Consider the following 19,357-nt stretch of genomic DNA (forward strand, 5'->3'; position numbering starts at 1 on the left):
GGTGTTTCAAGAGCGTAGACGGCGTGGGGTGATGTTGGAGTATTCAGGGAATTGCTGGAGAGCCGGAGGCGTCAGCGGGTATGGTTACTGACAGAGGCGGTGCCATCGCGAGCAAGCTCGCTCCCACGCTGGACAGCGTTTCCTGTGGGAGCGAGCTTGCTCGCGATAGCAGCGGCACATTCACAATCGCTATCGCGAACAAACGCCCACAGGCTTATTGAGCCCCAGCGCGGAGTTGCTGCTGCAAGTTCTGGATCTGCGCTTGCAAGGTGTTGATGTTACGGGTGACCTGGCCACGGAAGGCGTCGAACTCGGCAGTGTTGCCGCCCTTGTCCTGCTGGCTCTTGAGCACGATCATGTCCTGCTCCAGGCGATCGATGGCCGAGTTGGAGGTGGCTCTTTTCAGGGCGGTGATGTCGGCTCCGATGCTCTTGAGCTGAGCATCCAGGGCACCACCCTCGCCTTGGCTTTTCAGGGCGTTAACTTCAGCCACCAGCGTCTTGACCTGGGCTTGGAGTTCCTTGTTGGACGCTTGCAACTGGGCGTTGGTGTTCTGCTGCTCAGAGGCCTGGGCAATGAGCTGGGCCAGTTCCTTGTCCAAGTCGGCGGACGGACCGAAGGTAGCTTGCTGTTGCTTATACTGCTCCAACAGTTTGTTGTCGAATTGCTTACCCTGATCCTGCAGCTTGCTTTCCAACTGCTTGATCTGCAGTTTCAAGGCCTCACTGTCGCTCATCACATTGGACTGGCCGGCGACGACCTTGCCGGAAAACTCCTGCAGTCGCCCCGCCGCATCTTCACTGATCCGCGCGAAGCTCTCCTGGGTGGCCACCAGTTGCTGCTCCATCAGGGAAATTTGCTGGAAGCTCCACCAGGCCAGGAAACCGAACGCACACAGCAGCGCGCCGACCAATGCCCACAGCGGCCCGGTGCTGGGCCCCTTGACCTTGGCCGCGGCAACGGGAGCCGGGCGTGCTTGCACGTGAGGCTGGCGGTTGGGCAGGAAATCATCGTCATCGGGAATGTCGGCCCGCATCCGCAGGCTCGGTACATCATCGAAGTCGTCGTTGGCATCGTTACGCATGGGCATGGTTCAACCTTTGGGAAACCGGTGATGGCTTGATGCGGCGAGTATAACCCCCTCGCCCGCCGCACCGATTGACCCCGAACCTGGCAGTCGGTTCATGACGGGCCGATCAGCGGGTACTCGGGTGGGCTGTATGGCTAGTCATACCGGCTGCTGTACCTTCCACCAGGCACAAAATTCATCGAGGGCGGTCCACAGGCTGACCTGCGGATCATAATCGAGATAATGCCGGGCCCGGCTGATGTCCAGGGTGAAATTTTTGTTCATGACCTGCATGCCCAGGCGCGACAGCGTCGGTTCGGGGCGGCCCGGCCACAATTTGCAGAAACCTTCATTCAGGGCCGCAACACTATAAGCCAAGCCGTAGGAACGATAACGCCGGACCTGCGGGACTTCCATCTGGCGCATCACATAATTGACCACATCCCACAGTGGAACCGGTGCCCCATTGCTGATGTTATAGGCCTTGCCCAATGCTGAATCGGTAGCCAGCAGGCTGCTGAGCAGCGCTTCGTTGAGGTTTTGCACGCTGGTGAAATCCACTTTGTTCAGCCCGTTGCCGACAATCGCCAGGCGCCCCTTGCGCTGCATTTTCAACAGCCGCGGAAAAATGCTCATGTCACCGGCACCGGTCACGAAACGCGGGCGCAGGGCCAACACTTCCAGGCCGAACTCCTGGGCGCCGAAGACTTTCTGCTCGGCCAGGTACTTGGTGGCCGCGTAAGGGTGCTTGAAGCGCTTGGGCACCTGTTCTTCGGTCAACCCGAGGTGGTCACGACCGTCGAAGTAGATGGACGGCGAGGACAGATGAACCAGCCGGCGAACCTTTTGCTTGAGGCAGGCCTCGACGACATTTTCCGTGACCTGGACATTGCCCTGGTGGAAATCCTGGTAGCGGCCCCAAAGTCCCACGGAACCGGCGCAATGCACGACGGCTTCGACATCCAGGCACAAATCCCGGGCCAGCAGCGGGTCGCTCAGATCCCCTTGGACAAACTGTGCACCGCGACGCACCAGGTGTTCCACGCTCTCGGCCCGGCGACCATTGACCCGTACATCCAGGCCTTGCTCCAGGGCGAAACGCGCGAAGCGTCCGCCAATGAAGCCGCTCGCGCCGGTGACCAGAATTTTCATGAATGCTCCTAAGAAATGCGGTTACGAGCCTTGCGCTACAGCCTGCAATTTTATCTGTGCGCCGCTTTTACCAGCAGCTTGACGTCTACTGCGCCTCCCAAGGCACCAGCCACTGCCGGGAGGAGCGGATCAACTGTTCGGTCAACAAGCCGAGCAACTGCCCGCCATTGCGCCAATGATGCCAGTACAGCGGCACATCGATCGGTTTATCTGCCAACAATTCCACCAGCACGCCTCGCTCCAGCTGTTCGCGCACTTGCAGCTCCGGCACGAGCCCCCAGCCCAGCCCGACTTCAGCAAGACGGATAAAACCTTCGGACGAGGGACACAGATGGTGCTCGAAACCGCCCTCCACGCCTACGGACGCGAGGTAGCGGTGCTGCAGGAAATCATCCGGGCCAAACACCAATGCCGGCGTACGGGCCAGTTGATCGGCCCGCACCTCGTCGGGGAAATGCCGGGCGATGAACGCTGGGCTGGCCATCGCCCGGTAGCGCATCGCCCCCAGCAAAACACTGCGGGCGCCCGCCACCGGGCGTTCGCTGGCGCAGACACACGCCGCCACTTCACCGGCGCGCATGCGCTTGAGACCAACGGTCTGGTCCTCCACCACCAGGTCGAGCAACAGGTGCTGCTCGGCGCAGAAATCGCCCACGGCCGCCGCCCACCAGGTTGCCAGGCTGTCGGCGTTCAAGGCGATGCGCAAACGCTCCGGCAAACCCTCTTCATCCAGGGCCGGCACCAGGCCTTGCAGGTCGCGCTCAAGCAGACGCACCTGTTGCACGTGATTGAGCAGCCGTCGGCCGATCTCCGTGGGCGCTGGCGGCGTGGCACGTACCAGCACGGGCTGGCCGACGCGTGCTTCCAACAGTTTGATTCGTTGGGAAATGGCCGATTGCGACAAACCCAACACTTGGGCCGCGCGCTCGAAACCGGCCTGCTCGACCACGGCAGCCAGGGCAGAAAGCAATTTGTAATCGAACATCAGTTTTCCTAATGAGCAGTCAGCAGGATTGGTTTTTCTTATACAGCCCTTCCCCGGAGAATGGCCAGCATTGAGACACAAACCGGGGATCAAACCTATGTGGCAAAGTTATATGAACGGCCTGCTGGTGGCCTTTGGGCTGATCATGGCCATCGGCGCCCAGAACGCATTTGTGCTGGCCCAGAGCCTGCGCCGCGAACATCATCTGCCCGTGGCGGCGCTGTGCGTCACGTTCGATGCGCTGCTGGTCGCCGCCGGGGTTTTCGGCTTGGCGACCTTGCTGGCCCAGAGTCCGTTGCTGCTGTCGATTGCCCGCTGGGGCGGTGCAGCGTTCCTGCTCTGGTACGCCAGCCTGGCCCTGCGCCGGGCCTGCTCGAAGCAAAGCCTGCGACAGGGGGAAAACCAGGCTGTACGCTCGCTGCGGGCGGTGCTGCTCAGCGCCCTGGCGGTGACGCTGCTCAACCCCCACGTCTACCTCGACACCGTGCTGCTGATCGGCTCTCTCGGTGCCCAGCAGAGCGTGCCTGGCGCCTATGTCGTGGGCGCGGCCAGTGCCTCGCTGCTGTGGTTCTTCACCCTGGCCTTCGGCGCTGCGTGGCTGGCACCCTGGCTGGCTCGTCCAAGCACCTGGCGGATCCTCGACCTGCTCGTGGCGGTGATGATGTTTACCGTGGCGGTGCAATTGATCGTCAACGGCTGATTATTCCAAACCGCTCTGGAACCTCTATTCCACACAGTTGTTGCGTGGTTATGCCGCCCCCCCGGTGCTATGATCCGACTCCTGCGCCGCAAAGAGTACAAACTCCCCGGCGCTAGTCTGGCCGCCCGTGATCGGCCTTGCGCTCACCGCAACTGACCTGATTAGGAGAATCACCATGGCTTTCGAATTGCCGCCGCTGCCCTATCCACACGACGCACTGGCGCCACACATTTCCAAGGAAACACTGGAATACCACCACGACAAGCACCACAACACCTATGTCGTGAACCTGAACAACCTGGTGCCTGGCACCGAGTTCGAAGGCAAGACCCTGGAAGAAATCGTCAAGACTTCCTCGGGCGGTATCTTCAACAACGCCGCTCAGGTCTGGAACCACACCTTCTACTGGAACTGCCTGGCACCGAACGCCGGCGGTCAACCAACCGGCGCGCTGGCTGAAGCCATCAACAAGGCCTTCGGTTCGTTCGACAAGTTCAAGGAAGAGTTCAGCAAAACCTCCATCGGCACCTTCGGTTCCGGCTGGGGCTGGCTGGTGAAAAAGGCCGACGGTTCCCTGGCCCTGGCCAGCACCATTGGTGCCGGCAACCCGCTGACCAGCGGTGACACCCCGCTGCTGACCTGCGACGTGTGGGAACACGCTTACTACATCGACTACCGCAACCTTCGCCCGAAATACGTCGAAGCGTTCTGGAACCTGGTCAACTGGAAATTCGTCGCCGAGCAGTTCGAAGGCAAAGCCTTCACCGCCTAAGCGCCAATGCCAGACAAGAAAACCCGGCGTCGTGCCGGGTTTTTTTTGCCGGAAAAAAATGACCGCAGGCAAAATACCTCGCGTCTGGAACCCCAAGAAAAAATCCCTGGAGGCCTCAAGTTGCGGCCCCTTCCAACCGACACAATGGTCGTAGAGCAATCACTCTGGAAAAAACGTACACCGGCAAGGTTTCAAGCGAAAAACCTTGTGTTTGATTGTCCCTTTGACTGACATCACAGGATTGCCAATACTCATGGCAACTTGACGCTACCCGCACGGAACAAGGAACCACTCTTTGAAGCTGGAACTCAAGAACAGCTTGTCTGTGAAGTTACTCCGGGTCGTGCTCCTCTCGGCATTGATCGTTGGCATGGTCTTGAGCTGCGCCCAGATCGTGTTCGATGCCTACAAAACCAACCAGGCTGTCGCCAGTGACGCCCAACGGATCCTCGACATGTTCCGCGATCCTTCGACCCAGGCCGTCTACAGCCTGGACCGGGAGATGGGCATGCAAGTGATCGAGGGCCTGTTCCAGGACGAAGCCGTACGCATGGCTTCCATCGGCCATCCACGCGAAACCATGCTCGCCGAAAAAACCCGGCCCTTGCAGCGCTCCGAAAGCCGCTGGCTGACCGACCTGATCCTGGGCAAGGAGCGCACCTTCACCACGCAACTGGTGGGACGCGGCCCCTATAGCGAATATTACGGCGACCTGAGCATTACCCTCGACACCGCCACCTACGGCGAGGGTTTCATCGTCAGCTCGGTGATCATCTTCATCTCCGGAATGCTGCGGGCCCTGGCCATGGGCCTGGTGCTGTACCTGGTCTATCACTGGCTGCTGACCAAGCCGTTGTCGCGGATCATCGAGCACCTGACCGAGATCAACCCCGATCGCCCCAGCGCCCACAAGATCCCGCAGCTGCGCGGCCACGAGCAAAACGAACTGGGCCTGTGGATCAATACGGCCAACCAACTGCTCGAATCCATCGAGCGCAACACGCACCTGCGCCACGAAGCGGAAAACAGCCTGCTGCGCATGGCCCAGTACGACTTTCTCACCGGTCTGCCCAACCGCCAGCAACTTCAACAGCAACTGGACAAGATCCTGGTGGACGCCGGGCGCCTGCAACGCCGGGTGGCGGTGTTGTGTGTAGGGCTGGATGATTTCAAGGGCATCAACGAACAGTTCAGCTATCAGACCGGCGACCAGTTGCTGCTGGCCCTGGCCGATCGGCTGCGGGCCCACAGCGGTCGACTCGGCGCACTGGCGCGGCTGGGGGGCGATCAGTTCGCGCTGGTCCAGGCCGACATCGAACAGCCTTACGAGGCGGCCGAACTGGCTCAAAGCATCCTCGACGACCTGGAAGCGCCGTTCGCCATCGACGATCAACAAATCCGCCTGCGGGCCACCATCGGCATCACCCTCTTCCCCGAAGACGGCGACAGCACCGAGAAACTGTTGCAGAAAGCCGAACAGACCATGACCCTGGCCAAGAGCCGCTCGCGCAATCGCTACCAGTTCTACATCGCCAGCGTCGACAGCGAGATGCGCCGTCGCCGCGAACTGGAGAAAGACTTGCGCGAGGCCCTGGCCCGCGAGCAGTTCACGCTGGTGTACCAGCCGCAGATCAGCTACCGCGACCTGCGGGTGGTGGGCACCGAAGCCCTGATCCGCTGGCACCATCCCGAACACGGCCTGGTGCCGCCGGATCTGTTCATTCCCCTGGCCGAGCAGAACGGCACCATTATCGCCATCGGTGAATGGGTGCTGGACCAGGCTTGCAGGCAATTGCGCGACTGGCACGACCAGGGCTTCGTCGACCTGCGCATGGCGGTCAACCTGTCGACGGTGCAACTGCACCACACCGAACTGCCGCGGGTGGTGAACAATCTCCTGCAAATGTACCGGCTGCCGCCGCGCAGCCTGGAGCTGGAGGTTACCGAGACCGGCCTGATGGAAGACATCACCACCGCTGCCCAGCATTTGCTGAGCCTGCGCCGCTCCGGGGCGCTGATTGCCATCGATGACTTCGGGACCGGCTATTCGTCCCTGAGCTACCTCAAGAGCCTGCCGCTGGACAAGATCAAGATCGACAAGAGCTTCGTCCAGGACCTGCTCGACGACGAGGACGATGCAACCATCGTCCGGGCCATCATCCAGTTGGGCAAGAGCCTGGGGATGCAGGTCATTGCCGAAGGCGTCGAAACAGTCGAGCAGGAAGCCTACATCATCGCCGAGGGCTGCCACGAAGGTCAGGGGTATTACTACAGCAAACCGCTGCCGGCACGGGAATTGGGCCTTTACTTGAAGCAGGCCGAGCGCAGCAAGGCGTCCATCATCTGATTCCTGCCCCTGGGCGCCAAGCCTCGCTTTGCGAGGCAGTTCCTACAGACACTATCGAAGGCTGCAATCTTTCATCATTAAATAAGAAATATTTACACCTGCGACCCTTTACACATAATGCAAATCTTTCGCATTATGTCGCAGTTTTGCGCACCCTCGCGCCTGTCCCATCCATCATCGAAGCAGGATGTTTGCCATGATTCGTATGCCCCTGGCTACCGCCAGTCTGCTGGCTATCGCTATTTCCCTCGCCGGTTGCGGCGAAGGCAAAGACAAGGCCGCCGCCCCGCAAGCGCCAACGCCTGCCGCCAGCACCGCGGCACCGGTCGCCCCTGCTGCCGCCGGCAAAATCGACGAAGCGGCCGCCAAGGCCGTCGTCGCGCACTATGCCGACATCGTCTATGCCGTCTACAGCGATGCCGAATCCACTGCAAAAACCCTGCAAACCGCCGTCGACGCGTTCCTGGCCAAGCCGAACGCCGAGACCCTGAAGGCCGCCAAGGCTGCCTGGGTCGCCGCACGCGTGCCTTACCTGCAAAGTGAAGTGTTCCGCTTCGGCAACACCATCATCGACGACTGGGAAGGCCAAGTGAACGCCTGGCCCCTGGATGAAGGCCTGATCGACTACGTCGACAAATCCTACGAACACGCCCTGGGTAACCCTGGCGCCACCGCCAACATCATCGCCAATACCGAAGTCCAGGTTGGCGAAGACAAAGTCGATGTAAAAGACATCACCCCGGAAAAACTCGCCAGCCTCAACGAGCTGGGCGGTTCCGAGGCCAACGTCGCCACCGGCTACCACGCCATCGAATTCCTGCTGTGGGGCCAGGACCTCAACGGCACCGGCCCTGGTGCGGGCAACCGCCCGGCATCGGACTACCTGCAAGGTACTGGCGCCACCGGTGGTCACAACGACCGTCGTCGTGCCTACCTCAAGTCCGTGACCCAATTGCTGGTCAACGACCTCGAAGAGATGGTCGGCAACTGGAAGCCGAACGTGGCCGACAACTACCGCGCCACCCTGGAAGCAGAGCCCGCCGAAAGCGGCCTGCGCAAGATGCTGTTCGGCATGGGCAGCCTGTCCCTGGGTGAACTGGCGGGCGAGCGCATGAAGGTGTCCCTGGAAGCCAACTCGCCAGAAGACGAGCAGGATTGCTTCAGCGACAACACCCACAACTCGCACTTCTACGATGCCAAGGGCGTGCGTAACGTGTACCTGGGCGAATACACCCGCGTCGACGGCACCAAGATGACCGGCGCGAGCCTGTCGTCCCTGGTCGCCAAAGCCGATCCAGCCGCGGATACGGCGCTCAAGGCCGACCTGGCCGACACCGAGGCCAAGATCCAGGTCATGGTCGATCACGCCAACAAGGGTGAGCACTACGACCAACTGATCGCCGCCGGCAACACCGCGGGCAACCAGATCGTGCGCGACGCCATCGCCGCACTGGTCAAGCAGACCGGTTCGATCGAACAGGCCGCGGGCAAACTGGGTATCAGCGACCTGAACCCGGACAACGCTGATCACGAGTTCTGATCAACGCCGGCTGGCTGAAAAAAAGCGACCTTCGGGTCGCTTTTTTTTTGCCTGATGCCCGTCACTCAGTAGAAATAAAGCCGAAGCTGTTCTTGTGGCGAGGGGATTTATCCCCGCTCGAGTGCGCAGCGCTCGCCGACAACTGGCAGCGTTGCACAGAGTTCTGGGATTGCTTCGCAATCCAACGGGGATAAATCCCCTCGCCACAGATTCGGTGCTTGCAGGTCCTTGGTGGCTCATCACTGCAACCCCGCAAGCCGCCCTTCGATAAACCGCCGTTCCGGCAGTTGCTGCGTCAACTCGAGCGCCCGTCGATACGCCGCCCTCGCCTCGTCCAATCGTCCCAGTTGACGACAGAATTCCGCCTGCGCCGAATAGGCCAGGTGATAGTCGAGTAATTCCCCACGCGCCAGGATCGCCTCGACCAGGCGCAAGCCGACTTCCGGTCCGTCGCGCTTGGCCAGGGCAGCGGCGCGGTTGAGTTCGATCACCGGCGACGGCACGGCGCGCAGCAGCTCATCATAAAGCCCGACGATCTGCGGCCAGTCGGTCTGCTCTGCCGTCGGTGCTTCGGCATGCACCGCCGCAATCGCCGCCTGCAGGCAGTACGGCCCGAACCGCCGGGTCTTCAGCGCAGCCTCCACCAATGCACAGCCCTCGGCGATCAGCTCGGCATCCCACAAGGATCGTGCCTGTTCATCCAGCAGGATCAGTTCACCGGTCGATGACGTTCGTGCCGGGCGCCGGGATTCGTGCAGCAGCATCAATGCCAGTAACCCCATGACCTCAGCGTCGGGCAGCAATTCCATCAGCAGGCGCCCGAGGCGGATGGCTTCGCGCGTCAGGTCTTCGCGGGTCAGCTCGGCGCCCATCGAGGCCGAATAACCCTCGTTGAACACCAGATAGATCACCCGCAGCACGCTGTCCAGCCGTTCCGGCAGTTCCGCGCGGGACGGCACTTGGTAGGGGATCCTGGCATCGCGAATTTTCGCCTTGGCCCGCACGATACGCTGGGCAATGGCCGCCGGGGCGGCGAGGAATGCCCGGGCGATTTGCTCAGTGGTCAGGTCGCAGACTTCCCGCAGCGTCAGGGGCACTTGGACATCCGCCGCCAGGGCCGGGTGGCAACAGGTGAAAATCAGCCGCAGGCGATCATCTTCCACGTCTTCGTCACTCCACTGGCCCTGCTCCAGCTCTTCGAGCTGGGCGATCAACATCGGCCGGGACGCGGCGAAACGCGCGCGCCGGCGCAAACTGTCGATGGCTTTGAAACGCCCGGCAGACACCAGCCAGGCCCGCGGGTTGTCCGGCACCCCGTCGCGCTGCCAGCGCTCGACCGCAATGAAGAAGGCCTCGTGCAAGGCTTCTTCGGCGAGGTCGAAGTCCCCCAGCAGGCGAATCAACGTCGCCAGGATTCTCCGCGAGTCTTGCCGATAAACCTGCTCGACCCGCGCCTGGACCGCTTCGACCGACATCAGTCGGGCATGCCTTGGGGGCCCCACCCTTGGACCAACAAGGCTGGCTCGCTCCGGGGGCGGAAAATCTTCTGACGCGGGGCGTCGATCGTTCGGCTGATGAATAACGCGTAGGGGGCAGCTGCAAGGTTCATGAATGAAGTCCTGTTTGTATTTATTGTTCAGGGGTTCAGTTGGCGTACCGGTCGCACTTCGACGCAGCCGACCCGGGCCGCCGGGATATTGCCGGCGACCTGGATGGCTTCGTTGAGGTCCTTGGCATCGATCAGGTAGAAGCCCGCCAGTTGCTCCTTGGTTTCGGCGAACGGGCCGTCGATGATCGACAGCTTGCCGCCGCGCATGCGCACCGTGGTGGCGGTCTGCACCGACTCCAGGGCCTCGGCGGCCAGCATCCGCCCACTGCCCTGGATCGATTCCGCATAGGCCATGCACTCGGCGTCCTCCGGGCTGTCGGGCGAGTTGTGCAGCGTGTGTTCGTTGCTATACACCAGGCATAGGTACTTCATGGAAGGCTCCGCGATCAGACTGATCAACTATGGACGGTAGAATGTGGCCCAGCAAAAAAACCGACGATCAGGGTTGTAGGTCAAACAGCGTCGTACCGGCCATCGGGTCGAACGGCGCGGACCAATGTTCATGGACGATCCGCCATTGCCCGGCTACACGCCGGTAGCAGGCCGTCACACGCATCCAGCAGGCCTGCTCCTCGCCCTTGTCATTGGTGCCGCCGCAATAGGCCAGCCAGTGGGCGAAGGCGATGTTCTCTGCCGGGGTAATCTTGACCTGATGGAAGTCGAACTTGTGCGGGCCGGGGCACATTTCCATGCAGGCTTGCCAATGGGCCCGGTAAGCGGTCTTGCCCTTGAATTGCAAGGCCTGGATGGCATCGAACGAGACGATGTCTTCGTCATAGAGTGCCATGACCTTTTCAACGTCCTTGGCCATGACCGCTTGGCGATAGGTGTCGATCAGGACCTGGATTTCGGTTTCCGTGACTTGGGTATTCATGGTGATTCTCCGCAGGTTTTTGTTGAGGACACCCTTTGTCGTTTGGACAAACAGCAAATCGACAACCCAACAAAAATGATTCGAAGAAAAAATTCGCTAGAATCCAGGTTCTATTCTGCAGGCAAACAACGGACGTTCTTGTGACCGCTCAGCTTGTCCCCTACGAAGACCTGACCCCGCTGCAACGCGAACAGGTCAGCGCCATCGAAATCCACCCCGAACAGATCAAGTTCGCTGGCGATATCCACGGTGCCCTGCACACCCTGCTGTCCAAGCCAGGCCCCGGGGTCAAAGGGTTTGCGCTATTGGCTGAAGAGGTGCCGGTGGCCTTCCTGCTGCTCAAGCGCCCACCGGTACTGCCCGCCTGGGCCAATGAACACAGCGCCACCCTGCATGCCCTGCAAGTCGATCACCGGGCCCAGGGCAAAGGTTATGGCAAGGCCTGCCTACAGGCGCTACCCGCCGTGGCGCGAGCCGCCTGGCCGGAAATCCGCGGGCTGGAACTGTCGGTTGACGCCGATAACGACTCGGCCATCGGCCTGTACTCCCGGCTGGGCTGGGTCGACAGTGGCGAGGCCTACAAGGGCCGCATCGGTTACGAGCGGCGGATGGGGTTGGCGTTCTGATGGACCTCGCCCCATAGACTCAGGATGAATGGATGATGTTGACCTCGATTGAACAGCTGGAAGCCCTTTATGGCCTGCCCCACGAACGGGCCGTACGCAAACAGATCCCCTTCCTGAACGAGGATTACCAGGCGATGGTCCGGGCCTCGCCCCTGGTGGTCATCGGTTCGGCAGGGCCCGACGGCCTCGATAGCTCGCCCCGGGGCGATGTGCCGGGTTTCGTGCAGGTCCTCGACGAGCACACCCTGGCCTTGCCGGATCGCCTCGGCAACAACCGCATCGACACCCTGCGCAACGTCCTGCACGATCCACGGGTGTCGCTGCTGTTCCTCATTCCCGGGATTGGCGAGACCTTGCGGGTCAACGGTACGGCCCGGATCAGCGCCGACCCCGCACTGCTGGAACGCTTTGCAGTCAACGGCAAGCCGGCTCGCACGGTGCTGCTGGTGACGGTCGAAGCGGCGTTTTTCCATTGCTCCAAAGCCATCGTGCGCTCAGACCTGTGGAATCCGGCTCGCCATCTCGAGCGCTCGGCCCTGCCCAGCGCCGGGGCGATCCACAAGCGCTTGAATGGTGGGCAGTTCGATGCCGAAACTTATGACCGTGAAGCACCTGCGCGGGTGCAGGCCAGCCTGTACTGAAGCGGCGACGGTCAGCTTGGCTTGAGCGGGATCCAGATCTCCAGGGTGCCTTCGCCGGTCCTGGGGTTGAAATCCTCGCTGTAGCGCTCGAACTCCGGCAGCTCGGCCGCTGTATGACCGGAATGTGGCAGCCACTCGTTCCAGATGTATTGGAACGTGTCCGGTAGTTGTTTCAACGGCCCCTTGTGTTCGAAGACGGCGTAATACCCAGGCTGGATTTCGACCCAGCGGTATTGCTCCGGCAGATCGTCGAGCCGGCTGATTTCCACGCCAGCGATGTATTCGAACCCACCCTTCCCGTCCGGGTTGCAACACACGCCGTAGGTCACTTCATCTTGCTGCCCTGGCACCTTGCCGAGCCAGGGCAGGAACTTTTCCCAGAGCAAAGGAATGTCCTGGGCAGTGTCCTGGGTAAACCGAGCACCAAAGCCGGCGATAAGCTGAAAACGTCCCTGTTCAAAGCGTGGTTGGGCTGTGTAATCGCGTTTGTGCTTTTCCATGCGGCAACACTCCAGCAAAACGTGAAGTCGGGTTTGGCAGTATAGAAGCCAAACCGTGATTGCCAGGGCCGTTTCGCCTGTCAGATTCCAGGCAAGGCGTTGGCGACAGCTTTTCCTACAAACTCGTTGTAGCCAGAAACGATCACGTACACCGCGAAATAGCAGAAGATCGCGGCGGATGCCCAATAGGAGTAACGCAGCAGTTTATCCCCCAACAATTTGCCACCCTGGGTTGCCGCCAGGCACAGGGCCGCGCACCACAACAATCCGGCGCAGAGAAAACCACTGAGGAACAGCGCCGAGCTGAGCAAGGTGCCACCACCCGAACGCGCGATAAGTGTACCGCCCACCGCAGCGAACCAGAGGATGGCACTGGGCGACGACATGGCCAGGAAAATCCCGCGAAAGAACTCCTGGCGCGAGGAACTGCCCTGCACCTCCCCGGCCTCGGCGAGCACGGCGCTGTGATAAATCGCCGAATGGATCATCTTCGCCGCGAAATACAGCAACAGCACCGAGCCACCGAGCCACAGCACCCAACGCACCGCCTCGTATTGCAGCAGGACTGTCATGCCCGCCAAGGCCAGGACGGCGTAGATCAGGTCGCCCACGCAGGTGCCCAGGCCCAAGGCGAAACCCTGGAAGTAACCGCGCTGCATCGCCAGGGTGATCATTGCGATATTGGCCACGCCTATGTCCAGGCACAGGGAGAGACTCAGCAGGAAACCGCTGGAAAATTCCATTATTCATTCCGTTCGATTGGGCTACAGCGAATTCAACAGTCCGCAGCCGGGTGTTGATGGTTGCGTGGCAAGGCCGACAGTGTCGTCGAAAATAGTTGCGCGCGGCTACTGGACAATCCGATATCCGCCCGATTATCTTGCGCCGCAGGCCACCGCAGTGGCCAACGTCGCTCGGACGGTTCCGGGCGCTCACGTATCTCGAGGCAACAATGGCCGAACAAGGTTCGCCGCGCCGCTTTGCGCGCATCGATCGACTCCCCCCTTACGTATTCAATATCACTGCCGAGCTGAAGATGGCTGCGCGTCGGCGCGGCGAAGACATCATCGACTTGAGCATGGGTAACCCCGACGGCGCCACACCCCCGCACATCGTGGAAAAACTGGTCACCGTCGCCCAGCGGGAAGACACCCACGGCTATTCCACCTCCAAAGGCATCCCGCGCCTGCGCCGCGCCATTTCGCGCTGGTACAAGGATCGCTATGAGGTGGACATCGACCCGGAAACCGAAGCCATTGTCACCATCGGCTCCAAGGAAGGCCTGGCCCACCTGATGCTGGCCACCCTGGACCAGGGCGACACGGTGCTGGTGCCCAATCCCAGCTATCCGATCCACATCTACGGCGCGGTGATCGCCGGCGCCCAAGTCCGTTCGGTACCGCTGGTGCCAGGGGTGGATTTCTTCGCTGAACTGGAGCGGGCCATCCGCGGCTCGATTCCCAAGCCGAAGATGATGATCCTCGGCTTCCCCTCCAACCCCACCGCCCAGTGCGTGGAGCTGGATTTCTTCGAACGGGTCATCGCCCTGGCCAAACAGTACGACGTCCTGGTGATCCACGACCTGGCCTACGCCGACATCGTCTACGACGGTTGGAAAGCCCCGTCGATCATGCAGGTGCCCGGCGCGAAAGACATCGCGGTGGAGTTCTTCACGCTGTCCAAGAGCTACAACATGGCTGGCTGGCGCATCGGTTTCATGGTGGGCAACCCGGAACTGGTCAACGCCCTCGCGCGGATCAAGAGCTACCACGACTACGGCACCTTCACGCCGCTGCAAGTGGCCGCCATCGCCGCCCTTGAAGGCGACCAGCAATGCGTGCGCGACATCGCCGAGCAGTACCGCCAGCGCCGCAACGTACTGGTCAAGGGGCTGCATGAACTGGGCTGGATGGTGGAAAACCCCAAGGCGTCGATGTACGTCTGGGCCAAGATTCCCGAAGCCTATGCCCACCTGGGCTCACTGGAATTTGCCAAGAAGCTGTTGGCCGAAGCCAAGGTCTGCGTCTCGCCGGGGGTGGGGTTCGGGGAATATGGGGATGATCACGTGCGCTTCGCGCTGATCGAAAACCAGGACCGGATTCGCCAGGCGGTACGTGGGATCCGTGGGATGTTCAGGGCCGATGGCTTGGTTCACAAAACCAACGGCTGAGACAAGAACCCATTGTGGCGAGGGAGCTTGCTCCCGCTGGGCCGCGAAGCGGCCCCAATGCGGCCACCGCTGCATTCCAATGAATCGCGGTAGCCGTTGCGACTGCTTCGCAGTCTAGCGGGAGCAAGCTCCCTCGCCACACATGGTTGTTGCGCTTAGACCACCAGCGACAGCAGCAGGATAAAGATCAATCCCACCACCGACAGGATGGTTTCCATCGCGGTCCAGGTCTTGAAGGTCTCGGCCACGGTCATGTTGAAGTACTGCTTGACCAACCAGAAGCCCGCGTCGTTGACGTGGGACAGGATCAACGAACCGGCACCGGTCGCCAGCACCAGCAGCTCACGGTTCACACCCGGCATCATCCCCACCACCGGCACCACGATCCCGGCACCGGTAATGGTCGCCACTGTCGCCGAGCCTGTGGCAATGCGGATCACCGCAGCCACCAGCCACGCCAGCAGGATCGGCGAGATCTGCGCACTCACCGCCATGTGGCCGATCACGTCACCCACACCACTGGTCACCAGCATCTGCTTGAAGCCACCGCCCGCACCGATGATCAGGATAATCGCGGCGGTCGGCGCCAGGCTGGCGTCCAGCCATTTGAGCATCTGGCTGGAACCGATGCCCTGCTTGTAGCCGAAGGTGTACAGCGACAGCAGCAACGCCAGCAGCAACGCCGAGATCGGGTGGCCGATCATGTCCATCCAGGCGCGGAAGAGGTTGCCATCGGGCAGCGCCACGTCAGCGAAGGTCTTGAGCAGCATCAGGAATACCGGCGACAGCACGGTGATCAGGGTGATGCTGAAGCTTGGCAGATCTGCGGAGTCCGTCTTACGGGCCAGTTGATCCACCAGCTCCTGGTTTGGATGACCGGGAATGTGCTTGGCAATGAACGTACCGAAGATCGGGCCGGCAATGATGGCCGTCGGCAGTGCGACGATCAGGCCATAGAGAATGGTCTTGCCGATGTCGGCGCCAAATATGCCAATCGCCAGCAACGGCCCCGGGTGCGGCGGCACCAGGCCGTGGACCGCGGAAAGACCGGCCAGCAGCGGGATACCGATCTTGATGATCGACACGCCCGTGCGACGTGCAACGATGAACACCAGCGGGATCAGCAGCACGAAGCCGATTTCGAAGAACAGCGGAATGCCTACCAGGAACGCGGCGAACATCATGGCCCACTGCACCTTGTCCTTGCCGAAGGCGCGGATCAGGGTCTGGGCGATCTGGTCGGCCCCGCCCGACTCGGCCATCATTTTGCCGAGCATCGTGCCCAGCGCCAGGATGATGCCGACAAAGCCCAGTACGCCACCGAAGCCGTCCTGGAACGCCTTGATGATGGTGCCGGTCGGCATGCCCGACGTCAGGCCGAGGAACGCGGCGGCGATGGTCAGTGCGATGAACGGGTGGAATTTGAACTTGGTGATGAGGATGATGAGTCCGATCACCGTGACCACTGCATCGAGCAGCAGGAACGTCTCGTGGGACATGCCGAACATGGGAGGTGTCTCCTGATTTGTTGTTGTTATTGAAGCAGTTATTGGTTAGCCGTCGGGGTAGCGCTATCTTTCTGACGCAAACTTTTTGAAACTCAGCCAGCAAGCTTCAAACCATGGTCCAACCACCAGACGTAAGCCTGATGCGCCAACTCTTCAACGCTGTGGCTGGACGCATCCAGAGCCAGGGTCAGGGGCTCGCCGACAGGGGATTGCAGGGTGGCAAACTGGCTGTCGATCAACGTCGACGGCATGAAATGGCCGGGACGATGGGAAACCCGGTCGGCGGCCACTTCAGGGGTCAATTCAAGGAACACGAAGCCAAGGCCTGGCAAGGCACTGCGCAGACGCTCGCGATAACTGTGCTTGAGGGCCGAGCAGGTCAGCACCGGGCGCTCGCCCATGGCGTCGACACGGCGCAACTCATCACACAGGCTGTCGAGCCAGCCGGCACGGTCGTCGTCGTTCAAGGGAATACCGGCGCTCATCTTCTGGATGTTGGCCGCAGGATGGAAAGTGTCGCCTTCAATGGCAGTGGCGCCGCTCAACTCGCATAGCGCCTGGCTGACGCAAGTTTTGCCGCAACCGGCAACGCCCATGATGACCAGGGCGGTGATGGGATTATTCATGTAACACCTCAGCGCGCAGACAGCGCTACCTTTGCCAGTTATGACACCGCAGCAAAAGCAGAAGTTGCCGACGCCTTCTTGTCATTTTTGTGGTTACAGCATGTTCGTTCACGACACCAGCACACGGGGGATCAGGCAAACCCCACTTACGCAATTGCAGCCGCGTCGAGACAGCGCTACCTTAGTACCTTGATTTTTGTTTGGCAAGCCGCCCTGATGACCGCCCCTAAAAACGATAAGAATACTCGCACCACCGGTCGCCCTACGCTCAACGAAGTCGCACGCCTGGCCGGTGTCAGCCCCATCACCGCCTCCCGTGCCCTTCGCGGCGTCAGCACCGTAGCCGTCGATCTGGTGGAAAAAGTCCGCCAGGCCGCCTCGGAGCTCAACTACGTCGTCAACCCCGCCGCCCGCGCCCTGGCTTCGGCCCAGAGCCATTCGGTGGTGGTGCTGGTGCCGTCGTTGTCCAACCTGTTGTTCATCGACACCCTGGAAGCCATTCATCGGGTGCTGCGCCCCAAGGGTTTCGAAGTGGTGATCGGCAACTATCACTACTCCCGGGACGAAGAAGAAGACCTGCTGCGCAACTACATGGCCTATCAGCCGCGTGGTTTGCTGCTGACCGGTTTCGACCGCACCGAAAGTGCCCGACGCATGATCGAGGCCAGCAACATTCCCTGCGTGTACATGATGGAACTGGACCCCGGCGCGGGGCTCAACTGCGTCGGTTTTTCCCAGCTCAAGGCCGGCGAAACAGCGGCTGAGCACCTGATTTCCAAAGGCCGCAAGCGCCTGGCCTACATCGGCGCGCAACTGGATCAACGCACCCTGCTGCGTGGCGAAGGTTTTCGCCGCGCCCTGCAGAAAGCCGGCCGCTATGACCCGGACCTGGAACTGCTGACCCCGCGTCCGTCATCGGTAGGCCTGGGCGGCGAGCTGTTCCTGCAATTGCTGGCCAGTCATCCGGACGTCGACGCAATCTTCTTCGGCAACGACGACCTGGCCCACGGCGCCCTGCTCGAAGCATTGCGCTGCGGCATCAAGATTCCCGAGCAGGTGTCGATCCTCGGTTTCAACGACCTGCCCGCCTCGGCCCACATGGTGCCGCGCCTGAGCAGCATCAGCACCCCACGGGAAGCCATCGGCCGCCGCGCTGCCGAGCAAATGCTGACGCTGATGGCCGGCAACCGCATCGCGCAGCCGGTGGTGGACCTGGGTTTCGAACTCAAGGTTCGCGAAAGCACCTGAGGCGCCACGTTCAAGCGGTCGATCCATGCCGTCCGACGGCAAGGGTTGGCCGCCCCGCTCGTCGCGCGCTAGTCCACACCCCTTGGAATACGGACCTTGCGAGGGCGGCATGGGAATTGCTCCTGCCCATCGCTCAGCCATTACCCACAGGTGTTCATCATGTTGATCAGTGCAAAACAGCAAGCGATGGTCTTGCCGCTCAAACGCCCGGGCGAAGATCCCACCGCCGAAGCCGCCAGCGGCCTGCAAAGTGCCGCGTTGCAGGCCTTGCGCGATAACGTCCAGGTCCAGGCCAGCCAGGGCGCTGCCCAAGTCCAGGACTCCTTCACCAAACGAGCCACGCAGCAGGTCAATGCGAGCACCGCCATCAGCGACAACGTCGACGAGGCATTCGCCAAGACCCGCGTGCAATTGCAGACTGTTGCTTCACCCGCGTCCGAAGAAACCACGACGCTTGGAGGTTCTGCGACGGCAGAATTCAAGGACTACATGAGCAAGACGCCCGAAGAGCGCTTGCGCGACAGCATTCTCGAAGAGATGGGCATTACTGAGGAAGAGTTCGAGGCGATGCCGCCCGAGAAGCAGATGGCGGTCAGCCAGGAGATTGCCCAGCGCATGCAGGACAAGTCGGCGATGGCACAAGTGGAAAAGGCCCAGCAGAACCGCACCGACGACAAAGCCTCGGCCACTGACATGTTTCTCGCCTCGCTTTGAGCCTCGGCACATGGCGGAGCGTTTGAGCTGGGGTTAGCGTCCCAGCTCAAACCTGAGGTCAGCCGAGGCAGTATCGGCTCAATGTCCGAACAGGTTCACCTTCTTGGTTTTTTTGTCGGCGCGCTTTTCATCGGCAGTCTTCGCCGGTTTTTTCTTTGCCGCTTTTTTTGAATCCATGCCTTTGGCCATGATACGTACTCCACTCATACGGGATGTGAAGTCAGGTATACACCTATCGCCGCCCATGCGTTCTTTTATAATCGCCCTCCCCTTATC

The 19,357-nt window shown here is 61.1% G+C and carries 19 protein-coding genes and 1 pseudogene; 9 read left to right on the top strand and 11 right to left on the bottom strand.

What is annotated here, in order from left to right:
• Window positions 1–214: 214 nt before the first annotated feature.
• The 3 genes from TK06_RS14295 to TK06_RS14305 form a co-directional block, all read right to left on the bottom strand.
• The gene (locus tag TK06_RS14295) at window positions 215–1,090 is read right to left on the bottom strand and encodes a hypothetical protein (RefSeq protein WP_063322603.1); all 876 of its coding nucleotides are present in this window, start codon (window positions 1,088–1,090) and stop codon (window positions 215–217) included.
• A 138-nt stretch (window positions 1,091–1,228) separates the two neighbouring features.
• Window positions 1,229–2,221 (bottom strand): NAD-dependent epimerase/dehydratase family protein, encoded by a 993-nt coding sequence (locus tag TK06_RS14300; protein ID WP_063322604.1) that lies wholly within the window; start codon window positions 2,219–2,221, stop codon window positions 1,229–1,231.
• A gap of 85 nt (window positions 2,222–2,306) precedes the next feature.
• Window positions 2,307–3,206 carry a LysR family transcriptional regulator ArgP gene (locus TK06_RS14305; protein WP_063322605.1) on the bottom strand — a complete coding sequence of 300 codons (900 nt, stop codon included), beginning with the start codon at window positions 3,204–3,206 and terminating at the stop codon, window positions 2,307–2,309.
• A 97-nt stretch (window positions 3,207–3,303) separates the two neighbouring features.
• Between TK06_RS14305 and TK06_RS14310 the strand changes: the two genes are divergently transcribed.
• From TK06_RS14310 to TK06_RS14325, 4 genes are all read left to right on the top strand, one after another.
• Window positions 3,304–3,906: a LysE/ArgO family amino acid transporter gene (locus tag TK06_RS14310; RefSeq protein WP_063322606.1), complete on the top strand. Its 603-nt coding sequence runs from the start codon at window positions 3,304–3,306 to the stop codon at window positions 3,904–3,906.
• A 175-nt stretch (window positions 3,907–4,081) separates the two neighbouring features.
• Window positions 4,082–4,678 (top strand): superoxide dismutase, encoded by a 597-nt coding sequence (locus TK06_RS14315; protein ID WP_063322607.1) that lies wholly within the window; start codon window positions 4,082–4,084, stop codon window positions 4,676–4,678.
• A 295-nt stretch (window positions 4,679–4,973) separates the two neighbouring features.
• Complete coding sequence (locus tag TK06_RS14320; RefSeq protein WP_063322608.1) at window positions 4,974–7,025, top strand: putative bifunctional diguanylate cyclase/phosphodiesterase; 2,052 nt, start codon at window positions 4,974–4,976, stop codon at window positions 7,023–7,025.
• A gap of 196 nt (window positions 7,026–7,221) precedes the next feature.
• Window positions 7,222–8,565, top strand: coding sequence for an imelysin family protein (locus TK06_RS14325; RefSeq protein ID WP_063322609.1), 1,344 nt, complete (start codon window positions 7,222–7,224; stop codon window positions 8,563–8,565).
• A 239-nt stretch (window positions 8,566–8,804) separates the two neighbouring features.
• Here TK06_RS14325 and TK06_RS14330 read toward each other — a convergent pair whose 3' ends face one another.
• The 4 genes and pseudogenes from TK06_RS14330 to TK06_RS14345 all read right to left on the bottom strand — a co-directional run bounded on the left by TK06_RS14330 (window position 8,805) and on the right by TK06_RS14345 (window position 11,048).
• Window positions 8,805–10,040 carry an RNA polymerase sigma factor gene (locus TK06_RS14330; protein ID WP_063322610.1) on the bottom strand — a complete coding sequence of 412 codons (1,236 nt, stop codon included), beginning with the start codon at window positions 10,038–10,040 and terminating at the stop codon, window positions 8,805–8,807.
• 8 nt (window positions 10,041–10,048) lie between these two features.
• Window positions 10,049–10,174: pseudogene (locus TK06_RS33480) on the bottom strand (polyketide cyclase); the annotation flags it as partial.
• A 27-nt stretch (window positions 10,175–10,201) separates the two neighbouring features.
• Window positions 10,202–10,546 carry a YciI family protein gene (locus tag TK06_RS14340; protein ID WP_063322612.1) on the bottom strand — a complete coding sequence of 115 codons (345 nt, stop codon included), beginning with the start codon at window positions 10,544–10,546 and terminating at the stop codon, window positions 10,202–10,204.
• 67 nt (window positions 10,547–10,613) lie between these two features.
• Window positions 10,614–11,048: a YybH family protein gene (locus TK06_RS14345; protein ID WP_063322613.1), complete on the bottom strand. Its 435-nt coding sequence runs from the start codon at window positions 11,046–11,048 to the stop codon at window positions 10,614–10,616.
• Window positions 11,049–11,188: 140 nt separating this feature from the next.
• Between TK06_RS14345 and TK06_RS14350 the strand changes: the two genes are divergently transcribed.
• On the top strand, window positions 11,189–11,674 hold the full coding sequence (locus tag TK06_RS14350) for a GNAT family N-acetyltransferase (RefSeq protein WP_063322614.1): 486 nt from the start codon (window positions 11,189–11,191) through the stop codon (window positions 11,672–11,674).
• Between the two features lie 35 nt (window positions 11,675–11,709).
• The gene (locus TK06_RS14355; RefSeq protein ID WP_063325153.1) at window positions 11,710–12,315 is read left to right on the top strand and encodes a pyridoxamine 5'-phosphate oxidase family protein; all 606 of its coding nucleotides are present in this window, start codon (window positions 11,710–11,712) and stop codon (window positions 12,313–12,315) included.
• An 11-nt stretch (window positions 12,316–12,326) separates the two neighbouring features.
• On the opposite strand, the gene TK06_RS14360 is transcribed toward TK06_RS14355, so the two are convergent.
• Window positions 12,327–12,815, bottom strand: a complete 489-nt coding sequence (locus TK06_RS14360) for a GyrI-like domain-containing protein (RefSeq protein ID WP_063322615.1) — start codon at window positions 12,813–12,815, stop codon at window positions 12,327–12,329.
• An 80-nt stretch (window positions 12,816–12,895) separates the two neighbouring features.
• Window positions 12,896–13,558 carry a LysE family translocator gene (locus TK06_RS14365; protein WP_063322616.1) on the bottom strand — a complete coding sequence of 221 codons (663 nt, stop codon included), beginning with the start codon at window positions 13,556–13,558 and terminating at the stop codon, window positions 12,896–12,898.
• A gap of 209 nt (window positions 13,559–13,767) precedes the next feature.
• Here TK06_RS14365 and alaC point away from each other — a divergent pair, with 209 nt between their 5' ends.
• A complete protein-coding gene (gene alaC / locus TK06_RS14370; protein ID WP_063322617.1) occupies window positions 13,768–14,985 on the top strand; it encodes an alanine transaminase in 1,218 nt (405 codons plus the stop codon).
• Between the two features lie 155 nt (window positions 14,986–15,140).
• On the opposite strand, the gene TK06_RS14375 is transcribed toward alaC, so the two are convergent.
• Window positions 15,141–16,493: a GntP family permease gene (locus TK06_RS14375; RefSeq protein ID WP_063322618.1), complete on the bottom strand. Its 1,353-nt coding sequence runs from the start codon at window positions 16,491–16,493 to the stop codon at window positions 15,141–15,143.
• A 92-nt stretch (window positions 16,494–16,585) separates the two neighbouring features.
• Window positions 16,586–17,119, bottom strand: coding sequence for a gluconokinase (locus TK06_RS14380; RefSeq protein WP_063322619.1), 534 nt, complete (start codon window positions 17,117–17,119; stop codon window positions 16,586–16,588).
• A gap of 216 nt (window positions 17,120–17,335) precedes the next feature.
• On the opposite strand from TK06_RS14380, the gene TK06_RS14385 reads away from it, so the two are divergent.
• The gene (locus tag TK06_RS14385; RefSeq protein WP_063322620.1) at window positions 17,336–18,367 is read left to right on the top strand and encodes a LacI family DNA-binding transcriptional regulator; all 1,032 of its coding nucleotides are present in this window, start codon (window positions 17,336–17,338) and stop codon (window positions 18,365–18,367) included.
• A 159-nt stretch (window positions 18,368–18,526) separates the two neighbouring features.
• The gene (locus tag TK06_RS14390) at window positions 18,527–19,081 is read left to right on the top strand and encodes a hypothetical protein (RefSeq protein WP_063322621.1); all 555 of its coding nucleotides are present in this window, start codon (window positions 18,527–18,529) and stop codon (window positions 19,079–19,081) included.
• Window positions 19,082–19,357: the final 276 nt, after the last annotated feature.

The organism is Pseudomonas fluorescens, from assembly GCF_001623525.1.
GTDB lineage: Bacteria > Pseudomonadota > Gammaproteobacteria > Pseudomonadales > Pseudomonadaceae > Aquipseudomonas > Aquipseudomonas fluorescens_Q.